This window comes from Micropruina sonneratiae, from assembly GCF_025972045.1.
In the GTDB taxonomy this organism is placed as follows: Bacteria; Actinomycetota; Actinomycetes; order Propionibacteriales; family Propionibacteriaceae; genus Micropruina; species Micropruina sonneratiae.
This window is the reverse complement of record NZ_JAPDHX010000005.1, coordinates 187,803-212,547: the sequence shown is the minus strand read 5'-3', so window position 1 is coordinate 212,547 and position 24,745 is coordinate 187,803. Positions and strand designations below refer to the sequence as shown.

General features: G+C 71.5%; 25 protein-coding genes. 13 read left to right on the top strand and 12 right to left on the bottom strand.

The genetic code is table 11. The annotated features are described in order from the left end of the window. The first annotated feature begins 37 nt into the window (after positions 1-37). From OIE40_RS13940 to OIE40_RS13925, 4 genes are all read left to right on the top strand, one after another. On the top strand, positions 38-331 hold the full coding sequence (locus tag OIE40_RS13940) for a DUF1905 domain-containing protein (protein WP_264703178.1): 294 nt from the start codon (positions 38-40) through the stop codon (positions 329-331). Between the two features lie 96 nt (positions 332-427). Next, positions 428-1,891 carry a DNA-3-methyladenine glycosylase 2 gene (locus OIE40_RS13935; RefSeq protein ID WP_264703176.1) on the top strand — a complete coding sequence of 488 codons (1,464 nt, stop codon included), beginning with the start codon at positions 428-430 and terminating at the stop codon, positions 1,889-1,891. After that, a complete protein-coding gene (locus OIE40_RS13930) occupies positions 1,888-2,358 on the top strand; it encodes a methylated-DNA--[protein]-cysteine S-methyltransferase (protein WP_319805236.1) in 471 nt (156 codons plus the stop codon). Before OIE40_RS13935 ends, OIE40_RS13930 begins: the two co-directional genes overlap by 4 nt. 27 nt (positions 2,359-2,385) lie before the next feature. Continuing rightward, positions 2,386-2,751, top strand: coding sequence for a hypothetical protein (locus OIE40_RS13925; protein ID WP_264703175.1), 366 nt, complete (start codon positions 2,386-2,388; stop codon positions 2,749-2,751). Between the two features lie 203 nt (positions 2,752-2,954). Here OIE40_RS13925 and OIE40_RS13920 read toward each other — a convergent pair whose 3' ends face one another. After that, entirely contained in the window at positions 2,955-3,284 is a 330-nt protein-coding gene (locus OIE40_RS13920) for a putative quinol monooxygenase (protein WP_264703174.1), read from the bottom strand. Positions 3,285-3,419: 135 nt separating this feature from the next. On the opposite strand from OIE40_RS13920, the gene OIE40_RS13915 reads away from it, so the two are divergent. Beyond that, on the top strand, positions 3,420-3,680 hold the full coding sequence (locus OIE40_RS13915; RefSeq protein ID WP_264703173.1) for a hypothetical protein: 261 nt from the start codon (positions 3,420-3,422) through the stop codon (positions 3,678-3,680). Here OIE40_RS13915 and OIE40_RS13910 read toward each other — a convergent pair. After that, positions 3,665-3,859, bottom strand: a complete 195-nt coding sequence (locus OIE40_RS13910) for a YbdD/YjiX family protein (RefSeq protein ID WP_264703171.1) — start codon at positions 3,857-3,859, stop codon at positions 3,665-3,667. The two genes, OIE40_RS13915 and OIE40_RS13910, sit on opposite strands and share 16 nt — an antisense overlap. Further along, the gene (locus OIE40_RS13905) at positions 3,856-6,294 is read right to left on the bottom strand and encodes a carbon starvation CstA family protein (protein ID WP_264703170.1); all 2,439 of its coding nucleotides are present in this window, start codon (positions 6,292-6,294) and stop codon (positions 3,856-3,858) included. The genes OIE40_RS13910 and OIE40_RS13905 overlap by 4 nt, the downstream gene beginning before the upstream one ends. A gap of 136 nt (positions 6,295-6,430) precedes the next feature. Between OIE40_RS13905 and OIE40_RS13900 the strand changes: the two genes are divergently transcribed. The 3 genes from OIE40_RS13900 to phoA all read left to right on the top strand — a co-directional run bounded on the left by OIE40_RS13900 (position 6,431) and on the right by phoA (position 9,588). Continuing rightward, positions 6,431-6,877: a VOC family protein gene (locus OIE40_RS13900; protein WP_264703168.1), complete on the top strand. Its 447-nt coding sequence runs from the start codon at positions 6,431-6,433 to the stop codon at positions 6,875-6,877. After that, the gene (locus OIE40_RS13895) at positions 6,874-8,076 is read left to right on the top strand and encodes a cytochrome P450 (protein ID WP_264703166.1); all 1,203 of its coding nucleotides are present in this window, start codon (positions 6,874-6,876) and stop codon (positions 8,074-8,076) included. Before OIE40_RS13900 ends, OIE40_RS13895 begins: the two co-directional genes overlap by 4 nt. An 87-nt stretch (positions 8,077-8,163) precedes the next feature. Next, positions 8,164-9,588, top strand: coding sequence for an alkaline phosphatase (gene phoA / locus OIE40_RS13890; RefSeq protein ID WP_264703163.1), 1,425 nt, complete (start codon positions 8,164-8,166; stop codon positions 9,586-9,588). Between the two features lie 142 nt (positions 9,589-9,730). On the opposite strand, the gene OIE40_RS13885 is transcribed toward phoA, so the two are convergent. The 4 genes from OIE40_RS13885 to OIE40_RS13870 are packed head-to-tail and all read right to left on the bottom strand — an operon-like array spanning position 9,731 to position 14,062. Further along, the gene (locus tag OIE40_RS13885) at positions 9,731-11,125 is read right to left on the bottom strand and encodes a tryptophan-rich sensory protein (RefSeq protein ID WP_264703162.1); all 1,395 of its coding nucleotides are present in this window, start codon (positions 11,123-11,125) and stop codon (positions 9,731-9,733) included. Between the two features lies 1 nt (position 11,126). After that, positions 11,127-11,846, bottom strand: coding sequence for a CPBP family intramembrane glutamic endopeptidase (locus OIE40_RS13880; protein ID WP_264703161.1), 720 nt, complete (start codon positions 11,844-11,846; stop codon positions 11,127-11,129). Positions 11,847-11,855: 9 nt separating this feature from the next. After that, entirely contained in the window at positions 11,856-12,653 is a 798-nt protein-coding gene (gene otsB, locus OIE40_RS13875) for a trehalose-phosphatase (RefSeq protein WP_264703160.1), read from the bottom strand. Next, positions 12,650-14,062: an alpha,alpha-trehalose-phosphate synthase (UDP-forming) gene (locus OIE40_RS13870; RefSeq protein WP_264703434.1), complete on the bottom strand. Its 1,413-nt coding sequence runs from the start codon at positions 14,060-14,062 to the stop codon at positions 12,650-12,652. The genes otsB and OIE40_RS13870 overlap by 4 nt, the downstream gene beginning before the upstream one ends. Positions 14,063-14,176: 114 nt before the next feature. Between OIE40_RS13870 and OIE40_RS13865 the strand changes: the two genes are divergently transcribed. Together OIE40_RS13865 and OIE40_RS13860 are read left to right on the top strand one after the other, a co-directional pair. Then, complete coding sequence (locus OIE40_RS13865) at positions 14,177-15,133, top strand: aldo/keto reductase (protein ID WP_264703159.1); 957 nt, start codon at positions 14,177-14,179, stop codon at positions 15,131-15,133. Positions 15,134-15,138: 5 nt separating this feature from the next. After that, positions 15,139-15,771 (top strand): transcriptional regulator, encoded by a 633-nt coding sequence (locus tag OIE40_RS13860; RefSeq protein ID WP_264703157.1) that lies wholly within the window; start codon positions 15,139-15,141, stop codon positions 15,769-15,771. 3 nt (positions 15,772-15,774) lie between these two features. Here OIE40_RS13860 and OIE40_RS13855 read toward each other — a convergent pair whose 3' ends face one another. Both OIE40_RS13855 and OIE40_RS13850 read right to left on the bottom strand, forming a co-directional pair. After that, positions 15,775-16,428 carry a PQ-loop domain-containing transporter gene (locus tag OIE40_RS13855; RefSeq protein ID WP_264703156.1) on the bottom strand — a complete coding sequence of 218 codons (654 nt, stop codon included), beginning with the start codon at positions 16,426-16,428 and terminating at the stop codon, positions 15,775-15,777. Next, positions 16,425-17,525, bottom strand: coding sequence for a GNAT family N-acetyltransferase (locus OIE40_RS13850; RefSeq protein ID WP_264703153.1), 1,101 nt, complete (start codon positions 17,523-17,525; stop codon positions 16,425-16,427). Before OIE40_RS13850 ends, OIE40_RS13855 begins: the two co-directional genes overlap by 4 nt. 224 nt (positions 17,526-17,749) lie before the next feature. Between OIE40_RS13850 and nhaA the strand changes: the two genes are divergently transcribed. Beyond that, complete coding sequence (gene nhaA / locus OIE40_RS13845; RefSeq protein WP_264703151.1) at positions 17,750-18,982, top strand: Na+/H+ antiporter NhaA; 1,233 nt, start codon at positions 17,750-17,752, stop codon at positions 18,980-18,982. A 289-nt stretch (positions 18,983-19,271) separates the two neighbouring features. Here nhaA and OIE40_RS13840 read toward each other — a convergent pair whose 3' ends face one another. Beyond that, on the bottom strand, positions 19,272-20,837 hold the full coding sequence (locus OIE40_RS13840; protein ID WP_264703149.1) for an alpha-amylase family glycosyl hydrolase: 1,566 nt from the start codon (positions 20,835-20,837) through the stop codon (positions 19,272-19,274). A 64-nt stretch (positions 20,838-20,901) separates the two neighbouring features. Here OIE40_RS13840 and OIE40_RS13835 point away from each other — a divergent pair, with 64 nt between their 5' ends. Beyond that, positions 20,902-22,032: a glucose-1-phosphate adenylyltransferase family protein gene (locus OIE40_RS13835; protein WP_264703147.1), complete on the top strand. Its 1,131-nt coding sequence runs from the start codon at positions 20,902-20,904 to the stop codon at positions 22,030-22,032. 16 nt (positions 22,033-22,048) lie between these two features. On the opposite strand, the gene OIE40_RS13830 is transcribed toward OIE40_RS13835, so the two are convergent. Then, positions 22,049-23,170: a carboxylate-amine ligase gene (locus tag OIE40_RS13830; RefSeq protein ID WP_264703145.1), complete on the bottom strand. Its 1,122-nt coding sequence runs from the start codon at positions 23,168-23,170 to the stop codon at positions 22,049-22,051. A gap of 291 nt (positions 23,171-23,461) precedes the next feature. Between OIE40_RS13830 and OIE40_RS13825 the strand changes: the two genes are divergently transcribed. Then, positions 23,462-24,319, top strand: a complete 858-nt coding sequence (locus OIE40_RS13825; protein ID WP_264703144.1) for a hypothetical protein — start codon at positions 23,462-23,464, stop codon at positions 24,317-24,319. On the opposite strand, the gene OIE40_RS13820 is transcribed toward OIE40_RS13825, so the two are convergent. Further along, the gene (locus OIE40_RS13820; RefSeq protein WP_264703142.1) at positions 24,304-24,573 is read right to left on the bottom strand and encodes a DUF1540 domain-containing protein; all 270 of its coding nucleotides are present in this window, start codon (positions 24,571-24,573) and stop codon (positions 24,304-24,306) included. The genes OIE40_RS13825 and OIE40_RS13820 overlap by 16 nt on opposite strands. Positions 24,574-24,745: the final 172 nt, after the last annotated feature.

Genomic DNA, 24,745 nt, shown 5'->3' with positions numbered 1-24,745 from the left:
CGGTGACCGGTCGGCCCGCGGATGGCACACTGCCCGGGTGGTGGAGTTCGACTTCGACGGCACGGTGATCGAATGGCGGGGACCGGCGCCGTACCACTTCATGCGGCTGCCCGGCTGGGTGGCGGACGAGGTCCGCGAGCTGGCCAGGGCGGTGACGTACGGCTGGGGCGTCATCCCGGTCGAGGCGGTCACCGGTGCGACCACCTGGACGACCTCGCTGTTCCCCCGCGACGGCGGTTATCTGCTCCCGGTCAAGGACGCCGTGCGTGCCGCGGAGTCGATCGGGCTGGGGGATTCGATCGGGGTGACGCTGCGCATCCGCGGATTGTGAGCCTGCGCATCCGCGGATTGTGAGCCTGCTCCGGGTACGGAATGCCATGTCGCATTCCTGCTAGGAAGTGTCTCTGGAGGCGGCCATGATGGAGCCATGATCCCGAACCGTGAGGTGTGCCTGCGGGCAGTCGCGAGCCGCGACGCCCGCTTCGACGGCGAGTTCTTCACCGCCGTGCGCACCACCCGGATCTACTGCCGGCCCAGCTGCCCGGCGCTCACCCCGCGACCCGAGAACACCTCTTTCTACGCCAGTGCCGCCGCGGCGCAGGATGCCGGCTACCGCGCCTGCCGTCGTTGCCGGCCCGACACCGTGCCCGGCTCGGCCGCCTGGGACGTTCGCGCCGACACCGTCGCCCGGGCGATGCGGCTGATCGGCGACGGGCTGGTCGACCGCGAGGGCGTGCCGGGGGTGGCCGGACGCCTCGGCTACTCGGTGCGCCAACTGCAGCGGGTGCTGGCCGGTGAGCTCGGCGCCTCGCCGCTGGCGCTGGCCCGAGCCCAGCGTGCCCACACCGCCCGGGTGCTGCTCGAGACCACCGACCTGAAGCTGGGCGAAGTGGCCTTCGCCGCCGGGTTCGGCTCGGTGCGCTCGTTCAACGACGCGATCCGGGCCGCGTTCGCGCTCACCCCCGGCGAGTTGCGGGCCCGGTTGCGCCGCGACCGGCGTCCGCGGCGGCTGGGTGCGGTCGAGTTGCGGCTGCCGGTGCGGCGTCCGTTCGAGGCGTCGAACCTGTTCGGACACCTGGCCGCCACCGCCGTACCCGGGGTGGAGGAGTGGCGCGACGGCGCCTACCGGCGCACCCTGACCCTGCCGCACGGGCCGGGCATCGCGGCGTTGGCGCCGCGCGCCGACCACGTCACCGCGACCCTGTGGCTGGCCGATCCGCGCGACCTGACCCCGGCGATCGGCCGCTGCCGGCGGCTGCTCGACCTCGACGCCGACCCGGTCGCCGTCGACGAGGTGCTCGCCGCCGACCCGGCGTTGGCGCCCCTGGTCGCCGCCGCGCCCGGACGCCGGGTGCCGCGCGGCGTCGACGGCGCCGAGACCGCCCTGCGGATGGTGCTCGGCCAGCAGGTGTCGACGGCGGCGGCCCGCACCCAGACGGCCCGCGTGGTGCGCCGGCTGGGCACGCCCGTCGACGACCCGGGCGGCGGCCTCACCCACCTCTTTCCCGGCCCGGACGCCGTGGCGACGCTCGCCCCCGCCGACCTGGCCGGCCCCCGACGACGCGCCGAGACGCTGATCGGGCTGGCCAGCGCACTGGCCGGGGGCAGTATCGACCTGTCCGCGGGCGCCGACCGCAGCGAGGCGCGGCGCGCATTGGCCGCCCTGCCCGGCATCGGGCCGTGGACCGTCGAGAACGTCGCCATGCGGGCGCTCGGCGACCCGGACGCCTTCCCCGCCACCGACCTGGGGGTCGTGCGCGCCGCGCAGCGGCTGGGCATCGGCGGGCTCGCGACGGCGTCCGAACGATGGCGCCCGTGGCGCAGCTACGCCACCCAGTACCTGTGGTCGGTGCTCGACCACCCGATCAACCGAGTTCCGGAGGCATCATGAACATCTCCACGCTGGCCAGCCCGGTCGGCCCCATCTGGGTCGCCACGGACGCCGACGGCAACCTCACCGCCGTCCGGTTCGGCGAGCCGCCGGTGCCCGTCCCGGCTTCGGTGGCGTCCGACACCGCGGCGCGGCAGTTGCGCGAATACTTCGCCGGCAAGCGCACCGACTTCGACCTGCCGCTGGCGCAGACCGCGGGGACGCCGTTCCAGCGGATGGTGTGGGCCGCGCTGACCGGGATCGGGTTCGGCGAGACCTGGAGCTACGGACGCCTCGCCGCGCACATCGGCCAGCCGACCGCGTCCCGCGCGGTGGGGCTGGCCAACAGCCGCAACCCGATCGCGATCGTGGTGCCGTGCCATCGGGTTATCGGCGCCTCGGGGGCGCTGACCGGCTACGCGGGCGGGATGGAGCGCAAACGCTGGCTGCTCGACCACGAACGAACCGAGCAGCCGGCGCTGGCCTGATCGGGGCCGGCAGGGCACAGTGAGGTCATGGCGGACAGTGTCGAGCAGTACCTCGCCGACGTGCCTGAGGCCGGACGCCCCTGGCTGCAGGAGTTCTGGGCGTTCGTCGAACGGCGGGTGCCGCAACTGTCGTTGACGATGTTCCGCGGGGTGCCGATGTTCAAGTTCGCCGACAGCTACCTCAAGGGCTACGTGATGTTCACCGCGACCAAGACGCACTTCGTCGCGCACGCCATCGACTTCGACCTGGTCGCCGAGACCCGCGAGGCGATCAGGGGGGCCGCCGGGGGCAAGGGCTCTGTCAGCGTGACGTATGCCAACACCGACGCCAAGCCCCGCCTGCAGCAGTTCGTCACCGACGTGCTGCGCCGGCACGGCTACCTGGAGGACTGACCCGGGTCGCGCTCAGCCGCCCTGGTTGCCGGACCGCTTGGTCACCGCCGCGGCGAGCCGCTTATTCTCCTCGCGGTTGCCCGTCGCTGAACAGCGTGGCGATCCACAGGGCCAACAGGGTGGAGACGATGCCGGTGCCGCCGAGCACGGCACCGTCACCGACGCGATGAGCAGGTTCGGGACGGGAGCGTGTGCCGGGGCGATCAGGCGTCGTCGAACTGGAGCTCGCCCAGTTCGTTCCAGCCGTCCTGATCGATCTCGTAGGAGATGATCCTGGGCCGGGCGGTAACGTACTCGCCCAGGCTCGCCATCGCCTTGGCGAAGTGGTCGGAGTTGACGTGCCGGCCACCAGCGTCGCCGTCGGCGAACGCCTCGATGAGCACGAACTCGTTGGGGTCGTCCACGCTGCGGGACCAGTCGAACCACAGGCAACCGGGCTCGGCTCGGGTCGCCTCGGTGAACTCCTTGGAGATCTCGATCCACTCCCCGGCGTACTCGGGTTTGACGGGCCACTTCACAGTGATGGTGATCATGGCGCCAGTCTGCCCATGCCGCGCCCCTCCCCGCCACCCCGCCCCCGTCTGGCCGGCTGCGGCCGGCCGCGAGACGGTTCTTCACCGACGCGGTCGTCGCCATCGCGATGACGCTGCTGATTCTGCCGCTGATGGTTGCCGATCCCGACAGCCCTGGTCGGCGGTCTCGACCTGGTCAATGAACACACCGGCGCCTACGACGTGCTGCTCGTCACGCTGTATGCCGGCACGATGGCTTTGAGCTCGCTGTTGCTGTTCCTGCTGTTCACCCTCGCCGCGCTGCTGGCCGCCCTGCTGCCCGCGGTCAACCTGCTCAGCATGTGGCTGCTGGTACTGGCCGGGCCGTTGCACACGGTGTTGCTGCGACGCCTCAAGCCGCTTCAGCAGCAGCCCTGACCGGTGCGGCGCTCGTCGGCGTCCGAACGCTGCCGCCACCAGGTGCGCTCGTCCAGCGGCGGATGGTCGGGGTGCTGCAGCCGGTGCCGGGCCACGTAGCGGGCATAGGCCGAATCGCCCATCAGGTCCGCCACGAAGCCCCGCATCGACCGCCAGCCGTTGCCGATCAGCTCGGTCATGACGAGCTGGTCCCGTCGTCGCCGAAGTGCGTGTCCGCGGCGTCGGCGCCGTGTCCCGCCCTGACCGCACGCGTGCTGTGCCCGGCCAGCAGCGCCGGGTCGCCGACGACCGCGTACTCGGCCTCGACCTTGCGTTCCAGCGGCGTCGCGATCAGGTGGGTGGGGGCGAAGTAGTTCGACTCGACCCTGCGGTCTTCCGACGAGGTGAAGTCGCCCGAAGTGATCGTGCGCCGGATGCGCAGCGCGGCCATCACGAGCACGACGGCCACGGCGCCGACGAACAGCACCGACAGCGTGCCCTGGATGAACGTGTTGCGGGCCACCGCCTGCTGGATCGCCAGGTTGCCGGCGTCCAGGCTGCCGGAGGCGATCTTCGCCTGGGCGTCGGCGTACTGCTTCCAGTAGCCGAGCGCCGGGTCGGAGGAGAAGATCTTCTGCCAGGACGCCGTGAACGTCGTGGCCACGTCGATGGCCAGTGGCACCAGCGGGATCCACACCCACTTCAGGTAGCCCTTTCGGACGACCATCACCGTCACCACCGTCAACGCGACGGCGGCGATCAACTGGTTGGCGATGCCGAACAGCGGGTACAGGGTCTGGATGCCGCCGCGCGGGTCGGTGACGCCCATCAGCAGCAGCGAACCCCAGGCCGCCACCACGACGGCGGTGCTGATCCATGAACCGATCCGCCACGACGGGTTGGCGAACTTCGGCACCCAGTTGCCGATGGCGTCCGAGAGCTGGAAACGCGCCACCCTGGTCACGGCGTCCACCGCGGACAGGATGAACAGGGCTTCGAACATGATCGCGAAGTGGTACCAGAAGCCCATCATGCCGGTGCCGCCGATGATCGGGACGCGGTGCAGGATCTCGGCCATGCCGACCGCCAGGGTGGGGGCGCCGCCGGTGCGTGACACCACGGACGCCTCACCGACGTCGGCGGCGACCTCCTCGAGAGCGTCGGCGCCGGTCACCACCCGCTCCTGGCCGTTGGGCTCGGTCACCCGCCACTCGACGGTCACCGGGGTGCCGTCGGGGTTGACCGCCAGCTTCTCCACGGCGGCGGTTGCCGCCTCGGCCTTCTCGGCGCCGGTGGAGGTGGCGCTGATCGAGGTGCCGGCGGCGGCGTTGATCGACGCGGTCGACATGTTCATCGCGAAGTAGACGCCCTGGTTGAGGCTGACCGCCGCGCACAGGGCGGCGACGGCCACGAACGACTCCATCAGCATGCCGCCGTAGCCGATGAAGCGGGACTGGGATTCCTTCTGGATCATCTTCGGCGTGGTGCCTGACGACACCATCGCGTGCATGCCCGACAGTGCACCGCAGGCGATCGTGATGAACAGGAAGGGGAACAGCGCGCCGGCGAAGACCGGTCCGGCGGTGTTGAAGGCGAAGTTGGTGAAGGCCGGCATCTGGGCGATCGGCCGCACCAGCAGGATGCCCAACGCCAGCACCACGATGGTGCCGACCTTCATGAACGTGGACAGGTAGTCGCGCGGGGTCAGCAGCAGCCAGACCGGCAGCACCGCGGCGAAGAAGCCGTAGATGACCATCGCCCACACCAGCGCGGTGGGAGACAGGTGCAGGTACTCGCCCAGCGGGCTCTCAGCCACCCAGCGGCCGCCCACGATGGCGCCGATCAGCAGCACGAAACCGACGACCGAGACCTGGGTGATCTTGCCGGGCTGGACGAACCGCAGCCACACCCCCATGACGAGCGCGATCGGGATCGTGCAACCGACGGCGAAGACACCCCACGGGCTCTCGGCCAGGGCGTTGACGCAGACCATCGCCAGCACCGCCAGCACGATCATCAACATCGCGAAGACCACGACCAGAGCGATGGTGCCGCCGACCGGGCCGATCTCGTCGCGGGCCATCTGGCCGAGCGAGCGGCCGCCGCGCCGCATCGAGTAGAACAGCACCAGCATGTCCTGGACGCCGCCGGCGATGATCACGCCGAAGATGATCCACATAGTGCCGGGCAGGTAACCCATCTGTGCGGCCAGCACGGGCCCGACCAGTGGTCCGGCGCCGGCGATCGCGGCGAAGTGGTGGCCGTACAGCACCACGCGGTGGGTCGGGTCGAAATCGGTGCCGTTGTTGATCCGTTCGGACGGGGTGGCGTTGGTGTCGTCCGGACGCATCACCGTGCGCTGCACGAACAGCGCGTAGAAGCGGTAGCCGATCATGTAGGTGCAGACGGCGGCGATGACGAACCAGATCGTGTTCACCTGCTCGCCGCGGACGATGGCCAGCATGGTCCAGGCCGTGGCGCCGAGCAGCGAGACGACCACCCAGATGGCGATCTTCACCGGCGTCCACCTGCCGTGGGGGCGCAGGGAGACCGGGGTGCCGTGCTGGTTACGGACGATCAGTGCTTCTTCGTCGTCGGTGTAGGTGGGGAGGGCGGGGCGGGTATCGACGCTCATTGTCGAAGAACCTTCCGGGGGGAGGAACTGGTGATGTCATCCTCCACCCGATCTGCGTTCCTGTGACGTGTTCATGCGGAAACTGTGTCCGGTCCGTGGGTGCCTGGCTGTCGTCGGGCGCGACTAGCCTGTCCGCATGCTCAGTGCCTTGCACGCCATGATCTACTCCGACGATCCGCCCGCGACCCGGCGTTTCCTCGCCGAGGTGCTGCGCTGGCCCTTCGTCTCCGAGGGCGAGCGGGGCGATGCCGGCACCGGCGTCGGCACCGGCGGCACCGACCCGGCGGAGTGGCTGATCTTCCGCTCCGGTCCGAGCGAGTTGGGTGTCCATCCGACCCGCGAGGGCGAGTGGAGTGCGCCTCGACATCATGAACTGACCCTCATGTGCGACGACCTCGACGCCACCATGGCCGAACTCGCGGGCCTTGGTGCGACGTTCAGCACCGAGCCCCGCGACCAGGGCTTCGGCAGGACGGTGCTGCTGCAGGTGCCCGGGGCGGACGACATCATGCTGTACCAGCCGGCGCACGCGACCGCCCACGACCTGCCCGAACACCCGCCGCTGCCGGCCCGGCGGCCATGACCCGTCGCGCCGTCCGCGCCGGCGAACCGGACGTCCCACCCGTCGAACGGACGGGGCACGTCTGGCGGGTTCGGTCTGCGTCCGCGGCCCGGCAGGTGCTGCGGGAGCGGCGCGCGACGACCCAGGCCGGGTTCACCGCCGAATGGATCCCGAAGGGGTTCCTGAAGCACCACCCGATCCTGATCTCCGACGGCCCGCTGCACGACGAGCAGCGCTCCGCCGTGGGACGGTTCTTCGCCCCGAAGGTCGTCGCCGAACGCTACCTGGCGCTGATGGAGCAATGCGCCGACCGGCTGCTCGCGGCGTCCGGCAGTGAGGTGGTGCTGGACGAACTGGCGCTGCTGTACACCGTCGAGGTGACCGCGCAGGCGGTGGGCCTCACCGAGTCGAGCGTGCCGGCGATGGCGCGCCGGCTGGAGTCGTTCTTCAACCAGCCACCCTTCGACATCACCCGCGCCGATCTGGGCCGGACGCCGCGGCAGTGGGCGCTGGCGGCCTGGCGCGGGTTGCTCCCCGTGCTGCGGCTGTATCTGGCCGACGTCCGTCCGGCGATCCGGGTGCGGCGCAGAACCCCCGGCCAGGACGTGATCAGCCACCTCATCGGGCAGGGCTACACCGACGCCGACATTCTCGTGGAGTGCGTCACCTACGGCACCGCCGGCATGGTCACCACTCGCGAGTTCATCGCGATGGCGGCCTGGCACCTGGTCGGCGACGAGGCTCTCCGGGCCCGGTACCTGGTGGCCGGGCAGCCGGAACGGCACGCCATCCTCAACGAGATCATCCGGCTCGAACCGGTGGTCGGGCACCTGTACCGGCGGGTTCGACAGCCGTTCACGTTCACCGAGAGCTCGACAGGATCGACCGAGCGCACCACGCATACCCCCGCACCGGGCGACCTGATCGACCTGTGCATCCTGCCCGCCAACGCCGATCCCGCCACCGTCGGCGACCACCCGCTGGAGGTGTGCCCGGGGCGTCCCCTGCCGGCGGGCGTGAACGACGCGGTGCTCAGTTTCGGCGACGGCGCCCACCGCTGCCCCGGCCAGCCGCTGGCGATCCTCGAGGCGGACGTGCTGCTGCGCAGGCTGCTGGCCCACGGCGTCCGGGTCGTCAGCGAGCCGACGATCGGCTGGGACGAGCTGATCGCCGGCTACACCCTCCGCGGTTTCCGGCTGCAGGTCGGTACCGCCACCTGATCGTCTCCTGAGCGTCACCCGAGAGTCGCCGTGGCGTTGCTGGGTGCTGTTGGACTCCGGCTGTCCGACAACCCAGGAAGGATCCCCATGAGGAACCCATCGAAGCGCGTCGTGCGGGCCGGTGTGGCCGCTCTGGCGCTCACCGCGGCCACCGGCACCATCGCGTCCGTCGCCGCCACCGCACCCGACCTCACCGTGCTGCATGGCGCCAACCGCAACGACGGCGACAAGACCAAGGAGGTTCGGCAGTCGGTGATCGGCGGCAAGGCCCGCAACGTGATCCTGCTGGTCGGCGACGGCATGGGTGACTCCGAGATCACGATCGCCCGCAACTACTACAAGGGTGCCGCCGGACGGTTCGCCGGCATCGACGCGCTGCCGCTGACCGGGCAGTACACCACCTACTCGCTGAACAAGACCACCAAGAAGCCCGACTACGACCCAGACTCGGCCGCCACCGGCACGGCCTGGGCGACCGGCTTCAAGTCCTACGACGGTGCCATCTCGGTCGACGTCAACGGCAGGTCGCGGGCCTCACTGCTCGAACTGGCGAAGCAGAAGGGCCTTCGCACCGGCAACGTCACCACCGCCGAGATCCAGGACGCCACCCCCGCCGTTCAGGCCGCGCACGTGACCGCACGCTCCTGCTACGGGCCCGCCGTCACGTTGACCACCTGCCCGACCAACGCCATCGAGAACGGTGGCGCGGGTTCGATCACCGAGCAGATCATCGCCACCCGCGCCGACGTCACCCTGGGCGGCGGTGCCAAGACCTTCAACGAGGTCGCCACCGCCGGTGAGTACGCCGGCAAGACCCTCACGCAGCAGGCCTACGAGCGCGGCTACCAGATCGTCAGCGACGCTGCCGGACTGGCCAAGGTGAAGAAGGCCAACCAGAACAAGCCTCTGCTGGGCCTCTTCGCCTCCGGCAACCTGCCGGTGCGCTGGGTGGGTCCCGAGGCGACGTCCGACGGCGGCAAGAAGGATCCGGTGCGCTGCACCGCCAACCCCGACCGGGCCGCCGACCAGCCGACGCTGGCCGACCTGACCAGCAAGGCGATCAGCCTGTTGAACACCAAACGCAACGGGCCGGGCTTCTTCCTGCAGGTCGAGGGGGCCAGCATCGACAAGCAGGACCACGCCGCCAACGCCTGCGGGCAGATCGGTGAGACCGTCGACCTGGACGAGGCGGTGAAGGTGGCTCTCGACTTCGCAGCCAAGGACGGCAACACCTCGGTGTTCGTCACCGCCGACCACGCCCACACCAGCCAGATCGTCGAGGCCGGTTCGGTCACACCCGGCTATACGGTGAACCTGCTGACCGCCGACGATGCTCCTATGACGATCAACTACGCCACCTCGGAGAAGGGTTCGTCGATGCAGCACACCGGCACCCAACTGCGGATCGCGGGCTACGGTCCGGGGGCCGCCAACATCACCGGGCTCACCGACCAGACCGACCTGAACACCACGATCCGGCGGATTCTGGGGCTGGGCCAGAAGAAGTCGTAGCCGCTGGCCGAGCCGTCCAGGCCGTCCCCACCTTCCCGTTCGTCGTGAAAGTGGGGACGGTCCCTGCGTTCACACCCGTTGCACGGACCGGCCCGGACCGGTCACGCCGTGACCTGGTCAACGCGGGGCCGGATCTCAGAACTCAGCGACCACGCCTGCGGTTCTTCGTTGCGATCGCGGCGCTGAGCACGGTGGCGAACGTGCACCAGGCGGTGTAGGCACCCAGGGCGATCGCCTTGCCGGCGCCCTGCCGTGCCGCCCGCCGGGTCAGGTCGGCGCTGCTTGCGGCCAGCGCCGCCGCCGTCACCGTAGCGGCGACGGGGGAGTGCGCCCGGAAGAAGACCCCGCTCCAGGAGGCGTTCAGCGCCAGGTTGAGCGCCAGGGCGCGCTCGAACGCCTCGGCCTCCGCCTCGTCGCCGCGCTCGCGGGCGTCGGCGACGGTGGCGGTGCCGGCCACGGCGATCAGCCCGTACAGGGTCGTCCAGACCGGTGCGAACACCGCGGCGGGCGGCTGGATCGGCGGCTTGCGCAGCCGCCGGTACCAGTGGCTGGTCGGGTCGGTGAGCAGGCCGCCGGCCACGGCGGTGCCGGCCACGCCGGCCCCGACCGCGGCGAGCGTGCGCCCCCACAGCGTCGGGTCCACGTCGTCCAGCGCCGCGGTGATCGCATCGTCGAAGCCCGTCGCGCCGCCGTCGGGTTCGCCCAGCAGTTCCTCGGCGTCGAACTCGCGCCGCACCGCGTCGTGCATCAGCGAACCCACCAGCGGCCGGGCGATGCCCGACGGGATCGGGGTGACCAGCCCCACCCAGTGGCTGGCCAGCTTCGGGGTCAGCACCGGCACGGTCAGGATCGCGCGCGGGAACAGGCCGGCGAGCTCGGCGTAGCGCTTCATCATTTGCCGGTAGGTGAGCACGTCGGGCCCGCCCAGGTCGAAGCTGCGGTTCACCTCGGCCGGCAGGGTGGCGGCGGCGAGCAGGAAGTGCAGTACGTCGGTGATCGCGATCGGCTGGATCGAGTTGTCCAACCACTTCGGCGCCACCATCGCCGGCAACCGCTCGGTCAGGTGCCGCAGCATGTCGAATGATGCCGAACCCGCGCCCAGCACCACCCCGGCCTGCAGCACGGCCGTCGGCACCCCCGAGCCGAGCAGGATCTCGCCCACCTCGACCCGCGAGGCCAGGTGCTCCGACAGCTCGCCGTCGGGGTGCAGCCCGGACAGGTACACCAGCCGGCCCACGCCCGCGTTCCGTGCGGCCCGGGCGAAGCCCGTCGCCAGTTCCCGGTCCCGGGCGACGAAGTCTCCGTGCCCGTCCATCGAGTGCAGCAGATAGTAGGCGACCTCGACCCCCGCCAGCGCCTCGGCCAGGTCGGACGCCGACGCGGCGTCCCCGCGGCGCACCTCGACCCGGTCGCGCCAGGCGTCGGGCAACCGGTCGGGATTGCGCGACAGCACGGCCACCTCGTGGCCGGCCTCGAGCAGCCGCGGCACCAGGTGCGAGCCGATGTAGCCGGAGGCGCCGGTAACCAGAACCTTCATGTCATCTCCAAACGTCCAGGGCCCACGGCAGCGCGAGGAGCATGCCGAGCGACCAGGTGAGGTGGGTCACGATCGGGCCCAGGACGCCGCCGGTGACCCGCCGCTGCAGCCCGGTCAGCAGCCCCAGCGCCACCGCGGCGAGCACCAGCAGCGCGACGCCGGACAGCACCGTGGCCAGGGCGTAGGCGGCGGTGCTGAGCCAGACCCGCCAGCGGTGCGGTGCGGCGGCGAAGACCGCGCCGCGGAAGAACAACTCCTCGGCGACGCCGTTGACCGCGGTGATCGCCGCCACGATCGGCAGCGAACCGAACCGGGCGTGCGCCAGCAGCGAGTCGACCGGCGCCCGCAGCGGGTCCACCCGGCCGACCAGCACCGCACCGGCCAGGAACAGCGCCAGCAGCAGGGCGCCGAGGATGAGGCCCTGCAGTAGCGAGCGGCTGGAACCTCCGTCGCGGGTCCGGGCCGTGCCCAGGTGCAGCGGGCCGGACGCGAAGGCCCCCACCACCCAGATCGCCGCCACCCCCACGGTGGCCGGGTAGAACAGCGGGTCGCCGGGACTGATCGACAGCGACCAGCCGAGCATCAGGGCCCCGGCCAGCAGGGTGGCCGCGGTGACCACCCTTCGCCGCCGGATCGGGCCCGGCTCCTCGCCCTGGTCGGAGCGCACCGGATCGACGAGGCTGGCGCGGAAGAAGGCGCGCAGTTCGGCGAAGACCGGCACCGGTCAAGTCTAGGCAGTGTCCGTGCGCGACAACCCACCCGGTCGGGGGGCCTGCGCCCGCAGGCCGGCGAGCCGGCCGAGCAGCGCCGCCATCGCCGGGATGTCGGGCACGGTCAGGCTGGCGTGGGTGTCCCGGTCGCCGACGAGCACCCCCAGATCGCCTTCGCCCAGGCTGGCTAGGGCGTCCTCGTCGGTGGTGTCGTCGCCGGCGAACAGCACCGCCGTCGCGCCGGTGAGCTCGCGCAGCACCCGCACGGCGGTGTCCTTGCCCTCGTCGCGGAAGGCGTACTCGACGATGTTGTGGCCCAGCCGGCGGCGCCACCGGGGCGCCTCGGTGCGGACCAGTTCGTCCATCGCCTCGGTCGCCGTGGCCGAGGTGACCTCGTCGGCCAGCCGGGTGTGGACGGCGAAGCCGAACGTCTTGGGCTCGACCCAGACCCCCTCCCACGGCTCGACCAGGCCTTCGGCCTTCCCGCGCAGCTCGTCGCGCAGCGCCATCGCCTCGGCGTCGTCGTCGGTGGCCTCGGCCTGGCCGCCGGTCCAGAACTCGGCGCCGTGCGATCCGGCCAGCAGCAACGCGGAGTCGTCGTCGTGCTCGGCGATGATCCGCAGGTCGGGCAGTGCCCGGCCGGACACCAGCGCGACGGTGGTGTCGGGCAGGGCGGCCAGCGCGGTGACCGCCTCGCGGGCCTCGGGCAGCATCCGGGCCGCCATCGGCTCGTCGGTCAGCGGCGCGAGGGTGCCGTCGAAGTCGAGCGCGACCAGCAGCCGTTCGGTGCGGGCCAGCGTCTCCACGGTGGCGCTCATTCGGTCACGTCCTTGCCGCGCACCTTCGACAGGGCGTCCAGGAAGTCCTTCGACCACGCCTCCACGTCGTGTTCGATGACCCGCTTGCGCAGCGACCGCATCCGTCTGCGCTGTTCGGCCGGCGGCATCTCGACCGCCTGCATGACGGCGTCCTTCAGGCCCTCGATGTCGTGCGGGTTGACGTGCACGGCGGCGCGCAGCTCATCGTGGGCGCCGGCGAACTCGCTCAGCACCAGCACGCCGCGGTTGTCGGTGCGGGCCGCGACGTACTCCTTGGCCACCAGGTTCATCCCGTCGCGCAGGGCCGTCACCAGCATCACGTCGGCCGCCAGGTACAGCGCCACCATCTCCTCCTTGGGGAACGACTGGTGCAGGTAGCGGATGGCGGTGTGGCCGACGGTGTCGAAGTCGCCGTTGATCCGGCCGACGGTCAGCTCGATGTCGTCGCGCAACTGGGCGTAGGTCTCGACCCGTTCGCGGCTGGGGCTGGCCACCTGCACCAGGGTGGCGTCGGCGTTGGCCAGCCGGTCCTCCTGCAACAGTTCGCCGAAGGCCTTCAGCCGATGCTGGATGCCCTTGGTGTAGTCCAGCCGGTCCACCCCCAGCAGCACCGTGGCCGGGTTGCCCAACCCTTCGCGGATCTCCCGGGCCCGGGCCTTGATGTCGTCGCGCTGCGCCAGTTCGATGTAGGACTCGGCGTCGATCGAGATCGGGAACGCCTTGGCCAGTGCCTTGCGGCTGCCCCCGTCGGGCAGCGGCACTGTGATGCCGGACGCCTTGGTGTCGTACTTGAACAACCGCCGCACGGCGCGGGCGAAGTTGCCGGCGTCCGCGACCCGCTGGAAGCCGATCACGTCCGCGCCCAGCAGCCCCTCGAGCACCTGCCGGCGCCACGGCAGCTGTGAGTACAGCCCGTAGGCGGGGAACGGGATGTGGTGGAAGTAGCCGATGGTCAGGTCGGGCCGCGCCTCGCGCAGCATGGCCGGGACCAGCTGCAGCTGATAGTCCTGCACCCACACGGTGCCGTCGGTTGCGGCCGCCTCGGCGGCGGCGTCCGCGAACCGCTGGTTGACCCGCACATAGGCCTCCCACCAGGGGCGACGGTAGCGCGGAGCGGCGATCACGTCGTGGTACAGCGGCCAGATGGTGTCGTTGGAGAAGCCTTCGTAGTACAGCTCGACGTCTTCGGCGCTGAGCGTCACCGGGATGAGGTCGGTGCCCTCGAACTCGAACGGTTCCAGCTCGAGGTCGGGTTTGCCCGGCCAGCCGACCCAGGCGCCCTCGGCCTTGCGCATCACCGGCTCGAGGGCCGTGACCAGGCCGCCCGGCGACCGCTTCCAGCCGCCCTCGCCGTCGGAATCGACGGAGAGCCGGTTGGCGACGACGACGAAGTCGGCTTTGTTCACGATGAAGCTCCTCGGTGAGTCGGCTGAACCTCCACGCTATCGCGCTGCCAGGGACGCGGCCGGTTCGGCGTCCGGTCGGCCCGGGTCGGCAGCCGACCACCCGGGTAGGTTGCAGGCATGCGTTACCAATCGGTGGGAGACAGCGGCCTGCGGGTCTCGGTGGTGGGCGTGGGCTGTAACGCCTTCGGCGCCCGGATCGACTACAACCAGACCAAAGCGGTGGTGGACGCCGCGATCGAGCACGGCATCACCCTGTTCGACACCGCGGACTCCTACGCCGACGGCACCAGCGAGGAGTACCTGGGCCGGGCGCTGGGGTCGCGCCGCGAGGACGTGATCGTCGCCACCAAGTTCGGCATGGGTGATCACGACGCCGAGCACTTCGGCACGCACGGCTCGCGCCGCTACGTGCGCCGGGCGGTGGAGGCCAGCCTCCACCGGCTCGGCACCGACTACATCGACCTGTACCAGCTGCACCGGCCCGATCCGATCACCCCGATCGAGGAGACCCTCGAAGCGATGAGCGAACTGGTCGCCGAAGGCAAGGTGCTCTACCTCGGATCGTCGAACCTCACCGCCTGGCAGGTGACGGACGCCGACTGGACGGCGCGCAACTCGGGCCTGCAGCGGTTCGTCTCGGCGCAGAACGAGTACTCGCTGTACAACCGGGCCGCCGAGGACGAACTCGTTCCGGCCTGCGAGCACGCGGGCATCGGCGTGCTGCCGTACTTCCCGCTCGCCTACGGGCTGCTGACCGGCAAGTACAGCCGGGGCGAGGCAGCCCCCGAGGGCAGCCGGCTGGCCAGCCAGACCGCCCGGCTGGAAGGTGCCGACTGGGACCGGATCGAGGCGCTGCAGGGCTACGCCGACGCCCGCGGCCTGTCGTTGCTCACCGTCGCGATCGGCGGCCTCGCCGCCCAGCCGGCCGTGCCGAGCGTGATCAGCGGCGCGACCCGTCCCGAACAGATCGCCGCCAACGTCGAGGCGGCGCAGTGGCAGCCCACGGCGTCCGACCTGGCCGAGCTGGACGAGTTGCGGCACAACCCGGCCTTCTCGTACACCACCTTCGCCTGACGCCGATGGTGGCGCGCTCGGCCCCCGACCTGCTGGCGCTGCACGGCGTCCGGGTGCTGGGCGGGCCGAGCACCGAGGCGGTGGCCCGGCGGTTCGGGCTGTCGTCGGACGATGTGCGCGAGCATCTGCTCGACTTCCAGGCCTACGGCTGGGTGAGCCGGCACGACGTCTACGGCGAGTCCTGGTCGCTCACCGAGCGGGGCCGGGCCGAGAACGAACGCACGCTCGCGGCCGAACTGGACGCCGTGGCGGGCCGGGCCCTGGTGGCCCAGGTGCACCAACGGTTCCGGCCGCTGAACCGGCGGCACGGAGTGGCCTGCACCAACTGGCAACTGCGGCCGACCCGGTGGGACCGGTTCGCGGCCAATGATCACGACGATCCGGTCTGGGACGCCCGGGTGCTGGTCGAACTCGAAGCGGTGGACGCCGCGCTCGCCGACCTCAACGCGGTGCTCAGCGGAGTGCTGCACCGCTTCGACGGGTATGCGCACCGGCACCACCAGGCGCTGTCGAAGGTGCGGCACGGTCGCCACGAATGGCTGGACGCGCCCGACCGGGCATCGGTGCAGCTGGTCTGGATCCAGTTCCACGAGGATCTGCTGGCGACCCTGGGCATCCCCCGCGGCTCCGACGACTGAGCGTCAGCTGCGCTCGGCGTGCCGGCGCACCGCCCCTACCCGGACGAGAGCCGGCGACCGGGCGTCGAAGGCGCGCAGCCCCAACAGCCGCAACCCGTACCAGACGAGGTTGAAGCCGGTGATCGCCCACGGGATCGTGGTGGCGATGATCGAGCCCGCGTCCGCGATCAGGAACGCGAAGGCCAGCCACAGGCACTGGTTGACGAACGCACCGATCGTGAACACCGCCGAGACGCCCTTGACGTGCTCGGCCCGGACGAGCTCGACGCTCTGGCCGCCGGTGGCGGCGATGGCAGGAGGGATCGCGGCCAGCCCGTAGATCGCCGATCCGAACAGCACGTCGATGCCGATGATCACCGCCGCCGAGGCCAGGGCCGGCCACAGCGTCCGGACGAGCGGGACCCGGCGCGCGCGGGTCAGCAGCACGACCAGTGGCAGGGTGGTGCTCAGCGCGAAGACGTTGGTCAGCCACTGCGGCGGCTGCTCGATGCGCAGGCCGTGCACCAGCCAGATGACGTTGACCACCAAGGTGGCCTGCCAGGCGAACAGCGACAACCCCTCGACGTTGCGGGTGCGCAGCAGCTTGAGCAACTGGGGCAGGCCCAGCGACATCCCGACGGCGGTGGCGAGCCAGCCGACCACCTGCACGACGGTCACCGGGCCGCCACGTCGTGCCAGAAGCAGCGGGTCAGCCCACGCCGGACAGGGTCGTAGCCGGTCCACTTGGCGGCCGGCACGTCGTCGCGGCCGACCTCGGTGAAGCCGCGGCCGAGGAAGAACTCCGCCGCGTTGTCCGAGACGGTGACGGCGAAGACGGCCCGTAGCCCCAGCTCGGCGGCCTGCGCCAGCAGGCCCTGCACCAGCAGCCCGCCGGCGCCCGCACCGGAGAACTCGCTGACCGTGATCAGCCCGGACACCTCGGCCACGTCGAGGCCGGCGTAGCGATCGGTCTCCAGGCCCACCACGCCGGCCAGGTGGCCGGTACGGATGACCCGCGCACCGAGCCCGCCGGCGGCGATCCGGGCGATCTCGCTGCGGCTGCGCGGCTTCAGGACGCCGTCGCGCACCCCTTGCGCCACCAGCGCCTCGACGGCGGGTAGGTCGTCGACCCGCAGCGCTGCCAGCGCCAGGTAGCCGCCGAGGGTCATCAGGGTGCCGGCGCCGTCGAAGGTGAACAGCTCGGCCTCGAGATCCTCGGCCCGGCACAGGTTCACGCTGTAGGCGCCGCCGCGCAGGGCGCGTTCGGCGGCGGGCAGCAGGTGGCCGATGCCGCGGCGGTCCAGTTCCCGCTGCAGCGGCCGCCGGTACAGCTGCAGGTCGGCGAAGCTGCGCGGCGGATCGCCCCAGCCGCCGTCGGGGTCGGTGAGCACCACTTTCGTGGCCCGCAGTCCCGCCGCCAGGGTGCCGGCGACCTCGAAGACCCGGCCGGGCGCGGCGACGAGTGCCACGTGCTCGTCGGTGACGGTCAGCCACAATCGGGCCAGTCCGGCCCGGTCGTCGGGTTCGGGGGCGCCCACCACCGCCGAGCGGCCGGTCAGCGCCGCCTGCATCCGCCGGGCGTCGGCATCGCCGTCGAGCACCAGCACGAACCGGGTGTCGCCCGGCTCGAAGCCGGCCACGGTGCGCGCAACGGCGTCCACGCCCCCCTCGGTGAGCGCCGGCAGCGCCACCAGGATCGTGATGCCGCGGAACTCCTCGACGAAGAAGGCGCGCTCGGCGCCCGGGATGTCGCCGGGAAGACCGGGGTGTGGCACCGGGGGCCGCCGCCTGATCGGGCGGGGCCTGCTGGGCGGGACGGCGTTCATCACCGCCAAGTGTGGCCCGCCCGGCAGTCGCTCGCTGACGCTTTCGCGCGCCGGACAGCGCCGCTGGTCCGCCCCGGGCACACGACCACTAGGCTGAGCGCTGGAGTGCCGGGAAGTCTGGTCGGCCGTCCCGGCGTCCCGGGGCGTCGCCGCCACTGCAGAGAGGCCACCCGATGACCGTGACAGCCACCCCCACCCGCTTCGCCCGGCTCGCCCGGTGGCTGGCCGACGAGGTGCACGGCGGCGTCCTGCTGCTTGTCGCCGCGGTGCTCGCGGTGGTCTGGTCCAACTCTCCCTGGGCACAGGGATACGAGGACCTTTCGCACTGGGTGCTGGGCTGGGAGCCGCTGCACCTGGACCTGTCGCTGGCGCACTGGGCGTCGGACGGGCTGCTGGCGATCTTCTTCTTCGTGGTCGGGGTCGAACTCAAGCACGAGGTGGTTGCGGGCAGCCTGCGGCACCCGAAGGAGGCGGCCGTGCCGGTGCTCGCCGCGGTCGGCGGCATGGTGCTGCCGGCGCTGCTGTTCCTGGCCATCGTGCTCGGCACCGGCAGCCACGACGCGGTCGAGGGGTGGGCCATCCCGACCGCCACCGACATCGCGTTCGCGCTGGCCGTCCTCGCCGTCTTCGGACGCGGCCTGCCGCGGGCGCTGCGGGTGTTCCTGCTGACCCTGGCGGTGGTGGACGACCTGCTGGCCATTATCGTGATCGCCGTCGTCTACACCGACCACATCGATCTGGTGACACTGGGCTGCGCGCTGGCCGCCATCGTGGTGTACGGGGTGCTGGTCCGGCTGCGCCGCACCGGTTGGTGGGTACTGGTGCCGGTGGGGGTTGTCGCCTGGGGCTTCATGCACGCCTCGGGGGTGCACGCCACGGTGGCTGCGGTGCTGTGCGGCTTCTGCGTCCCGGCGCTGGTCGTGCACGGCGAGGACGAGCCGCGCACCCATCGCTACGACGAGGCCGTCCGGCCGCTGTCGACCGGCGTCGCGCTGCCGGTGTTCGCCTTCTTCGCCGCCGGCGTCTCGCTGTCCGGGTCGGCCGGCGGCAGCGTGTTCTGGGCGGTGCTGGTCGGGCTGGTGGCCGGCAAGGTGCTCGGCGTGCTCGGGGTCACCGCGCTGGTCACCACACTGACCCCGCTGCGCCTGCCGGATGCCATCGGCCTGCGTGACCTGCTGCCGGTCGGTTTCCTGACCGGAATCGGGTTCACCGTCTCGCTGTTGATCACCGAACTGTCGTTCGAGGGCGGCGAGCACCTGGGGGCGGCGAAGGTGGGCATCCTGGCCGGGTCGCTGCTGGCCGGTGTGCTGGGCGCGGTGCTGCTGCGATGGGACGCCCACCGGGCCCGTGATGCCGACATGAACGTCGACGGCGTCCCCGACGTGGACACCGGCGTCATCGACTGACGGCCACCAGCCCCCGGTCGACGAGGCGGCCCGCGAAGGCGCCCAGCACCGCCAGGCCCGCGGCGACCGCGACGCTGCCGACGAACAGCCCGATCACCTCGGGGACCATCAGCACTTGGGGCCGACCAGGGGCAGCATCAGCGCCAGGCTGGTGACGGTGGCGGCGCCCAGCGCCGCTCGCAGCGGCAGCAGCGTCTCGCGCAGGCCGGCCGAGTCGAGGGTGCCCAGCCCCCAGGGTGGTCAGTGGCGCAAGCAGCAGCAGGGTGGCGATCATGGCGAGCACCAGGGTCTACATCCACCAGGTGGTGCAGTGGCCGGGCAGCACGCCGCCGGTCACCGGAGCCGAGGCCAGCGCGGGTTCGCCGGCGTCCGGCAGGGTGACCGGCTCGTCGGTGGTGTTGGTGACGCAGCGGAAGGCGTCCACGGCGGCGGGCCGCTCGAAGGCGAGGACGCCGGGTGGGGCGTCCAGCCAGCGCAGCGGCCGGCCGGCCAGCCCCCGGCGCAGCCGCAACGCGCGGCGGACGGCGTGCAGCATCGAGCCCGGGTCGGCGAGGCCGGCCTCGACGGTGTGCGCGGTGAACCAGTCCGGTTGCGGCAGCCAGGTGCCGGCTGTGCCGGAGAAGCCGAACGGGGGCCGATCGCCCGACCACGGGATCGGTACCCGGCAGCCGTCGCGGCCGAGCCGGCGCCCGCCGGTGTTGCGGAACAGCGGGTCGCGGCGCGCCTCGGGAGGCAGGTCGAGCACCTCGGGCAGGCCGAGTTCGTCGCCCTGGTACAGGTAGGCGGCGCCCGGCAGTGCCAGCTGCAGCAGGGTGGCGGCGAGCGCCCGGCCCGGCATCCGGGTGGCGAGCCTGGTCATGTCGTGGTTGCCGAGCACCCACGTCACCGGGGCGCCGGTGGTCGCGGCCAGATCGAGACCACGCTCGATCACCGCCCTCAGCGCCGCGGCGTCCCACGGGGTGACCATGAAGTCGAAGAAGAACGCCTGGTGCAGCTGATCGGGGCCCACGTAGTCGGGCAGGGCGAGTTGACCGAGCCCGGTCACCTCACCGATCAGCGGCCGCTGGACGCCGTCGCCGCGTTCGCGCTCGTCCACGATGGTGCGCCAGTGCCGGTAGACGGTGTGCACCTCGGGCCGGTTCCAGGCGTGCGGGTTGAGCGCGTCGCCGTTGCGCTCGTCGATCTCGGGGTCGTCGGCGTCGGGCAGGTCTGGGTGCTTGAACAGGCCCTGGGCGGCGTCCAGCCGGAAGCCGTCGACGCCGCGGTCGAGCCAGACCCGCAGCACGTCGTCGAAGAACGCGACCGTGCCGGGGTGGCGCCAGTTCAGGTCGGGCTGCTGCGGGGTGAACAGGTGCAGGTACCACTGCCCGTCGGCGACCCGCGTCCAGGCCGGGCCGCCGAACATGGCCCGCCAGTTGTTGGGCGGCCGCTCACCGGCGGGGCCGCGTCCGTCGGCGAAGTGGAACCGGGCCCGTGCGGGTGAGCCGGCGGGGGCGTCCAGCGCGGCGCGGAACAGCGGGTGCTCGCTCGAGCAGTGGTTGGCGACGATGTCGATGATCACCCGCAGGCCCAGCTCGTGGGCGTCGGCGAGGAACGCGTCGAAGTCGGCCAGGGTGCCGTAGTCGGGCTCGATGCCGGTGTAGTCGGCGACGTCGTAGCCCTGGTCGGCCTGCGGCGAGGGATAGAACGGGTTGAGCCACACCGCGTCGACGCCCAGGTCGCGCAGGTACGGCAGCCGGCCCCGGATGCCGGTGAAGTCGCCGATGCCGTCGGCGTCGGAGTCGGCGAACGAGCGCGGGTACACCTGGTAGACGACGCCGTCGCCCCACCAGGTCGGCTGGGTGGTCGTGGGCATGGTGCAGAGTCTGCCGTCCCGTCTGGCAGGATGGACGACTCCACCCCGTTGCGAGAGGATCCCGATGCGAATCCCCAAGGTGCTGGCGCTGGTGCTGGCCGGAGGCAAGGGGTCCCGGCTGGGGGCGCTCACGCAGCGCCGGGTGAAACCGGCGCTGCCCGTGGCCGGCACCTACCGGCTGATTGACATCTCGCTGTCGAACCTGGTGCACTCGCACATCTCCGACGTGTGGCTGGTGCAGCAGTACCTGCCGCATTCGCTCAACCAGCACCTGGCCAACGGCCGCCCCTGGGACCTGGACCGCTCGCACGGCGGGCTACAGGTGCTGCCGCCGTTCGAGGGTGCCGAGGGCGAGGGGTTCGCGCAGGGCAACACAGACTCGATCTACCGGCAGGCCGGTCAGATCCGTGACTTCGATCCCGACCTGGTGTTGGTGCTGAGCGCCGACCACCTGTACACGGTCAACTTCCTCGACGTGATCGACACGCACCTGGCGAAGGAGGCCGGGCTGACGATGGTCGTCACCGAGGTGTCGGAGGACCCGTCGCGCTACGGCGTGGTGCAGGTCGACGACGACGGGCTGGTGACCGGCTTCGACTACAAGCCCGAGGAGCCGCACGGCACCCTGGTGACCGGTGAGATGTTCCTGTTCGACACAGGTTTGCTGTTGGAGGCGCTGGACGAGCTGGCGACGCGGGGTGAGCTGGAGGACTACGGCCACGACCTGGTGCCGTACTTCCTGGCCCACCACCGGGTGGCGGCGCACCGGCTCGACCGGTACTGGATGGACCTGGGCACGCTGCGCTCGTACTGGACGGCGCACATGCAGCTGATCGACGGCGAGGGCGCGGTGCTGGACGACCCGGCGTGGCCCATTCTTTCGGCTCAGCCCCAGTTGCTGCCGGCCCGGGTGCACCGATCGGCTCGGGTGATCGACTCGCTGGTCTCGGCCGGCGCGGAGATCCACGGCACCTTGGAGCACTCCGTGGTGGGGCCGAACGTCGTGGTCGAGGCGGGCGCGGTGGTGCGTGACTCGGTGCTGCTCGACGGGGTGGTGGTGGCCTCCGGCGCCGACCTGGAGCGGGTGATCGTCGACATCGGCGCCACCGTGCCCGGACGCGCGATCGGCGGCCCGGACCGGGTCACCCTGATCGGGGCGGACGGCACCGTCGACAGTCGCGAACCCCTCGACTGAGTCGAGCGGTCCGGCGTCAGGCGGACGCCGTGCGCGCGATCGCGTCCCGCATCACGGCCGCCCGCGAACCCGTCGTGGCGTGCACCCGGCGTTGTCGGTCGGCACCGGTGCCGGTGCGCAGCAGCCGGTCCAAGCCGTCGGCGACCAGGTCGCGCTCCCCGATGGCGTCCAGGGCGTCACCGACGGCGTCGACCAGGGTCGAGACCGCGTCGGCGGCCGGCACCAGGTCACGGCTGACCGGGTCGACCAGGCTGCCGGTCAGCCCGTACCGGGCGGCCCGCCAGGTCGCGGCCCGCTGCCACTGCGGCGGGCTCGGCTCCACCGCGTCGCCGGCCGCCCAGGCCCGGGACGTCGTGGTGACCAGGGCGCGCACCAGTACCGCGATCAGCACCGCGTCGTCCACGTCGGTGCACACGTCGGCGACGCGCACCTCCACCGTCGGGTACTTCGCCGACAGCCGGGCGTCGAAGTAGACCATGCCCTCGTCGAGCGCCGACCCGGTGGCGACCAGTTGCGCGACGGCGGCGTCGTAGCCGGCCGCGTCGCCGAACGGCCCCGACGGCCCGGCCGTCGGCCACAGCCCCCAGATCGCCGACCGGAACGACGCGTAGCCGGAATCCTCGCCCTGCCACCACGGCGAGTTCGCCGACAGTGCCAGCAGCACGGGCAGGAACGGCGGCAGCCGGTCGATCACGCCGGCGCCCTCGTCACGCGAGCCGACCTCGACGTGCACGTGTTGGCCGCAGGTCAGCGACTGCCGGGCCAACAGGCCGAACTCGGCGGTCATCCGCTCGTAGCGCTCATCGGCGGTGGCGGTCGGCCGGACCCGAAACGGACTGGTGCCGATCGCCGCGACCGCAGCCCCCGACGCCGCAGCCCCGGCCGCCATGGCCGAGCGCAGCTCGACCAGTTGCGCGCGCAGCTCGGTGGCGGTGGTGCACGGCAGCGAGCCGAGCTCGGCCTGCTCACGCTTGAACTCGTGCTCGACGGCGTCGTCGCCGAAGTCGCCGTCGTCGGGCAGTTGCTCGTTGGCCCGGTCGACGACCTCGTCGCCGGCCGGCAGGGGACGCCCCCGCCCGGCCTCGACGACCAGGAACTCCTCCTCGACGCCGAACGTGGCGGGCCCGGTCTGGTTCACCCGCGAAGCCTAGCTGCGGCGCCGGCGGCGTCCGAGCGCCGGGACGATCGTCAGGCCAGCGCGAAGCTCGTTCCGGCCACCGTGGGCCCCAGCACCATGCCCGTGCCGGGGGTGTCGTACCAAGCAGCTGCCTCGTCGTCCCACAGGCGCTGTTGATCGACCATGCCGCCATCCTGCACGACCGCGCGCTCCGAGGAGGTCGCCAAGGATGAGACGCCCCGGCCCACGGTCGCGAGATTTAGGTTAGGTTGGCCTTGCCTATTGCCGGAGAAGACCACTCAAGGGGGTCCGGTGGAACCCGTTCACTCCGCACTCATCGTGCAGGACGCCGCGCTGGCTGCGCGCTCACTGTCGCTGGCGCACCGGCTGCTGGCCGGCTCGGGTCGCACGGCGATGCTCGCCTACGACCTGTCGCCGATGGCCGAGACCTCCGCCATGTGTCACGCCCTCAGCGAGCTCGGCGAGTTGTTGGTGGCCTGTGTGGCCGACCCCGAGGTTCCGGTCACCACCTGGGGCCAGGTGCCGTTGCGCGTCCGGCTCGAGATCGTCAAGGAAGCCCCGGAATGGTCGGTGCGGATCGCGTCCAGCGCGGTGCACCTGCTCGGCACCCTGGAGTGGCTATCCGACGACGAGCAGGCCGAGCGGCTGGCCGATCCGGACCTCGACCCGCGGGTGGCGCATCTGGCCGGACTGCCGGGCGGACGCCTCGGCGTCGTGGCCACCGACCGGGTGCTGCTGCACGACAGCGCCGGGGTGACCCCCCTCGCGTACGAGGAGATCGTCGAGACCCACCTGAGCCGTCCCGCCTACCCGGGACCGGCCGACGAGTGGGAGGCGCGCGAACTGATCGGCGCCGTCTCGCCGATCGACGCGCTCGACCTGTTCGCGGCCGCGGACGCCGGCTGGGACGCCGCGATCGAACTGTCCGGACGACAGCAGGACACCTGCCCGCACATGCACGGTCAGCTCTACTGCGTCGACATCGACCAAGTGGGGCTCACCCTGATGAGCGTGTCCGACAGCTACTCACGGGTGGTGCTGTTCGCCTTTTCGCGGCCGGCCCGAAACGCAGCGGAGCTGGCCGAACTCGTCGGCCAGCTCCTGGGAACTGCGGCAGGTGTCGCCTGCGGGACTCAGCGCGCTTCGTAGCTGAGGCAGTCGGCGGTGTCGCCGACGGTGATGGCGCCGGCGGTGCACAGCAGGTCGCTGTTGTGCACGCACTCGAGACGCTTGCACGAGCCCACCTGACCGTTCGGCGACGAGAGGGCGGCGCGGGCGTCCAGCTCGACGAACGTGACGCAGGACGCCTTCTCGGCTCCGCCGACGGTGATGGCCAGGGCGGTGCAGCCGCCGTTGTTGAACGCGCACGCGGTGGTGCTGCAGGTCTGGACGAGGGTGCTCATCATGGTCTCCTTGGATCGCTCTCGACGTTCGGTATGACCTCAAAATAGTCGCGGCAATTGGCCGTGCCAAGCACTGTTAGCCTTACCTAAGTGCCATTCAAAGAGACGAAATCGATTTTTCGTAAATCTGGTTCAGGATGGACTAACAGGCTGTTGACAAGGTGTGAAACCG

Coding starts and splice junctions, on each gene's coding strand:
- OIE40_RS13925 (WP_264703175.1), top strand. CDS start 2,386: ATGGCGGACAGTGTCGAGCAGTACCTCGCCGACGTGCCTGAGGCCGGA.
- OIE40_RS13895 (WP_264703166.1), top strand. CDS start 6,874: ATGACCCGTCGCGCCGTCCGCGCCGGCGAACCGGACGTCCCACCCGTC.
- OIE40_RS13835 (WP_264703147.1), top strand. CDS start 20,902: ATGCGAATCCCCAAGGTGCTGGCGCTGGTGCTGGCCGGAGGCAAGGGG.
- OIE40_RS13860 (WP_264703157.1), top strand. CDS start 15,139: ATGGTGGCGCGCTCGGCCCCCGACCTGCTGGCGCTGCACGGCGTCCGG.
- OIE40_RS13935 (WP_264703176.1), top strand. CDS start 428: ATGATCCCGAACCGTGAGGTGTGCCTGCGGGCAGTCGCGAGCCGCGAC.
- OIE40_RS13930 (WP_319805236.1), top strand. CDS start 1,888: ATGAACATCTCCACGCTGGCCAGCCCGGTCGGCCCCATCTGGGTCGCC.
- OIE40_RS13840 (WP_264703149.1), bottom strand. CDS start 20,837: ATGCCCACGACCACCCAGCCGACCTGGTGGGGCGACGGCGTCGTCTAC.
- OIE40_RS13885 (WP_264703162.1), bottom strand. CDS start 11,125: ATGAAGGTTCTGGTTACCGGCGCCTCCGGCTACATCGGCTCGCACCTG.
- OIE40_RS13900 (WP_264703168.1), top strand. CDS start 6,431: ATGCTCAGTGCCTTGCACGCCATGATCTACTCCGACGATCCGCCCGCG.
- phoA (WP_264703163.1), top strand. CDS start 8,164: ATGAGGAACCCATCGAAGCGCGTCGTGCGGGCCGGTGTGGCCGCTCTG.
- nhaA (WP_264703151.1), top strand. CDS start 17,750: ATGACCGTGACAGCCACCCCCACCCGCTTCGCCCGGCTCGCCCGGTGG.
- OIE40_RS13910 (WP_264703171.1), bottom strand. CDS start 3,859: ATGACCGAGCTGATCGGCAACGGCTGGCGGTCGATGCGGGGCTTCGTG.
- OIE40_RS13865 (WP_264703159.1), top strand. CDS start 14,177: ATGCGTTACCAATCGGTGGGAGACAGCGGCCTGCGGGTCTCGGTGGTG.
- otsB (WP_264703160.1), bottom strand. CDS start 12,653: ATGAGCGCCACCGTGGAGACGCTGGCCCGCACCGAACGGCTGCTGGTC.
- OIE40_RS13820 (WP_264703142.1), bottom strand. CDS start 24,573: ATGAGCACCCTCGTCCAGACCTGCAGCACCACCGCGTGCGCGTTCAAC.
- OIE40_RS13905 (WP_264703170.1), bottom strand. CDS start 6,294: ATGAGCGTCGATACCCGCCCCGCCCTCCCCACCTACACCGACGACGAA.
- OIE40_RS13920 (WP_264703174.1), bottom strand. CDS start 3,284: ATGATCACCATCACTGTGAAGTGGCCCGTCAAACCCGAGTACGCCGGG.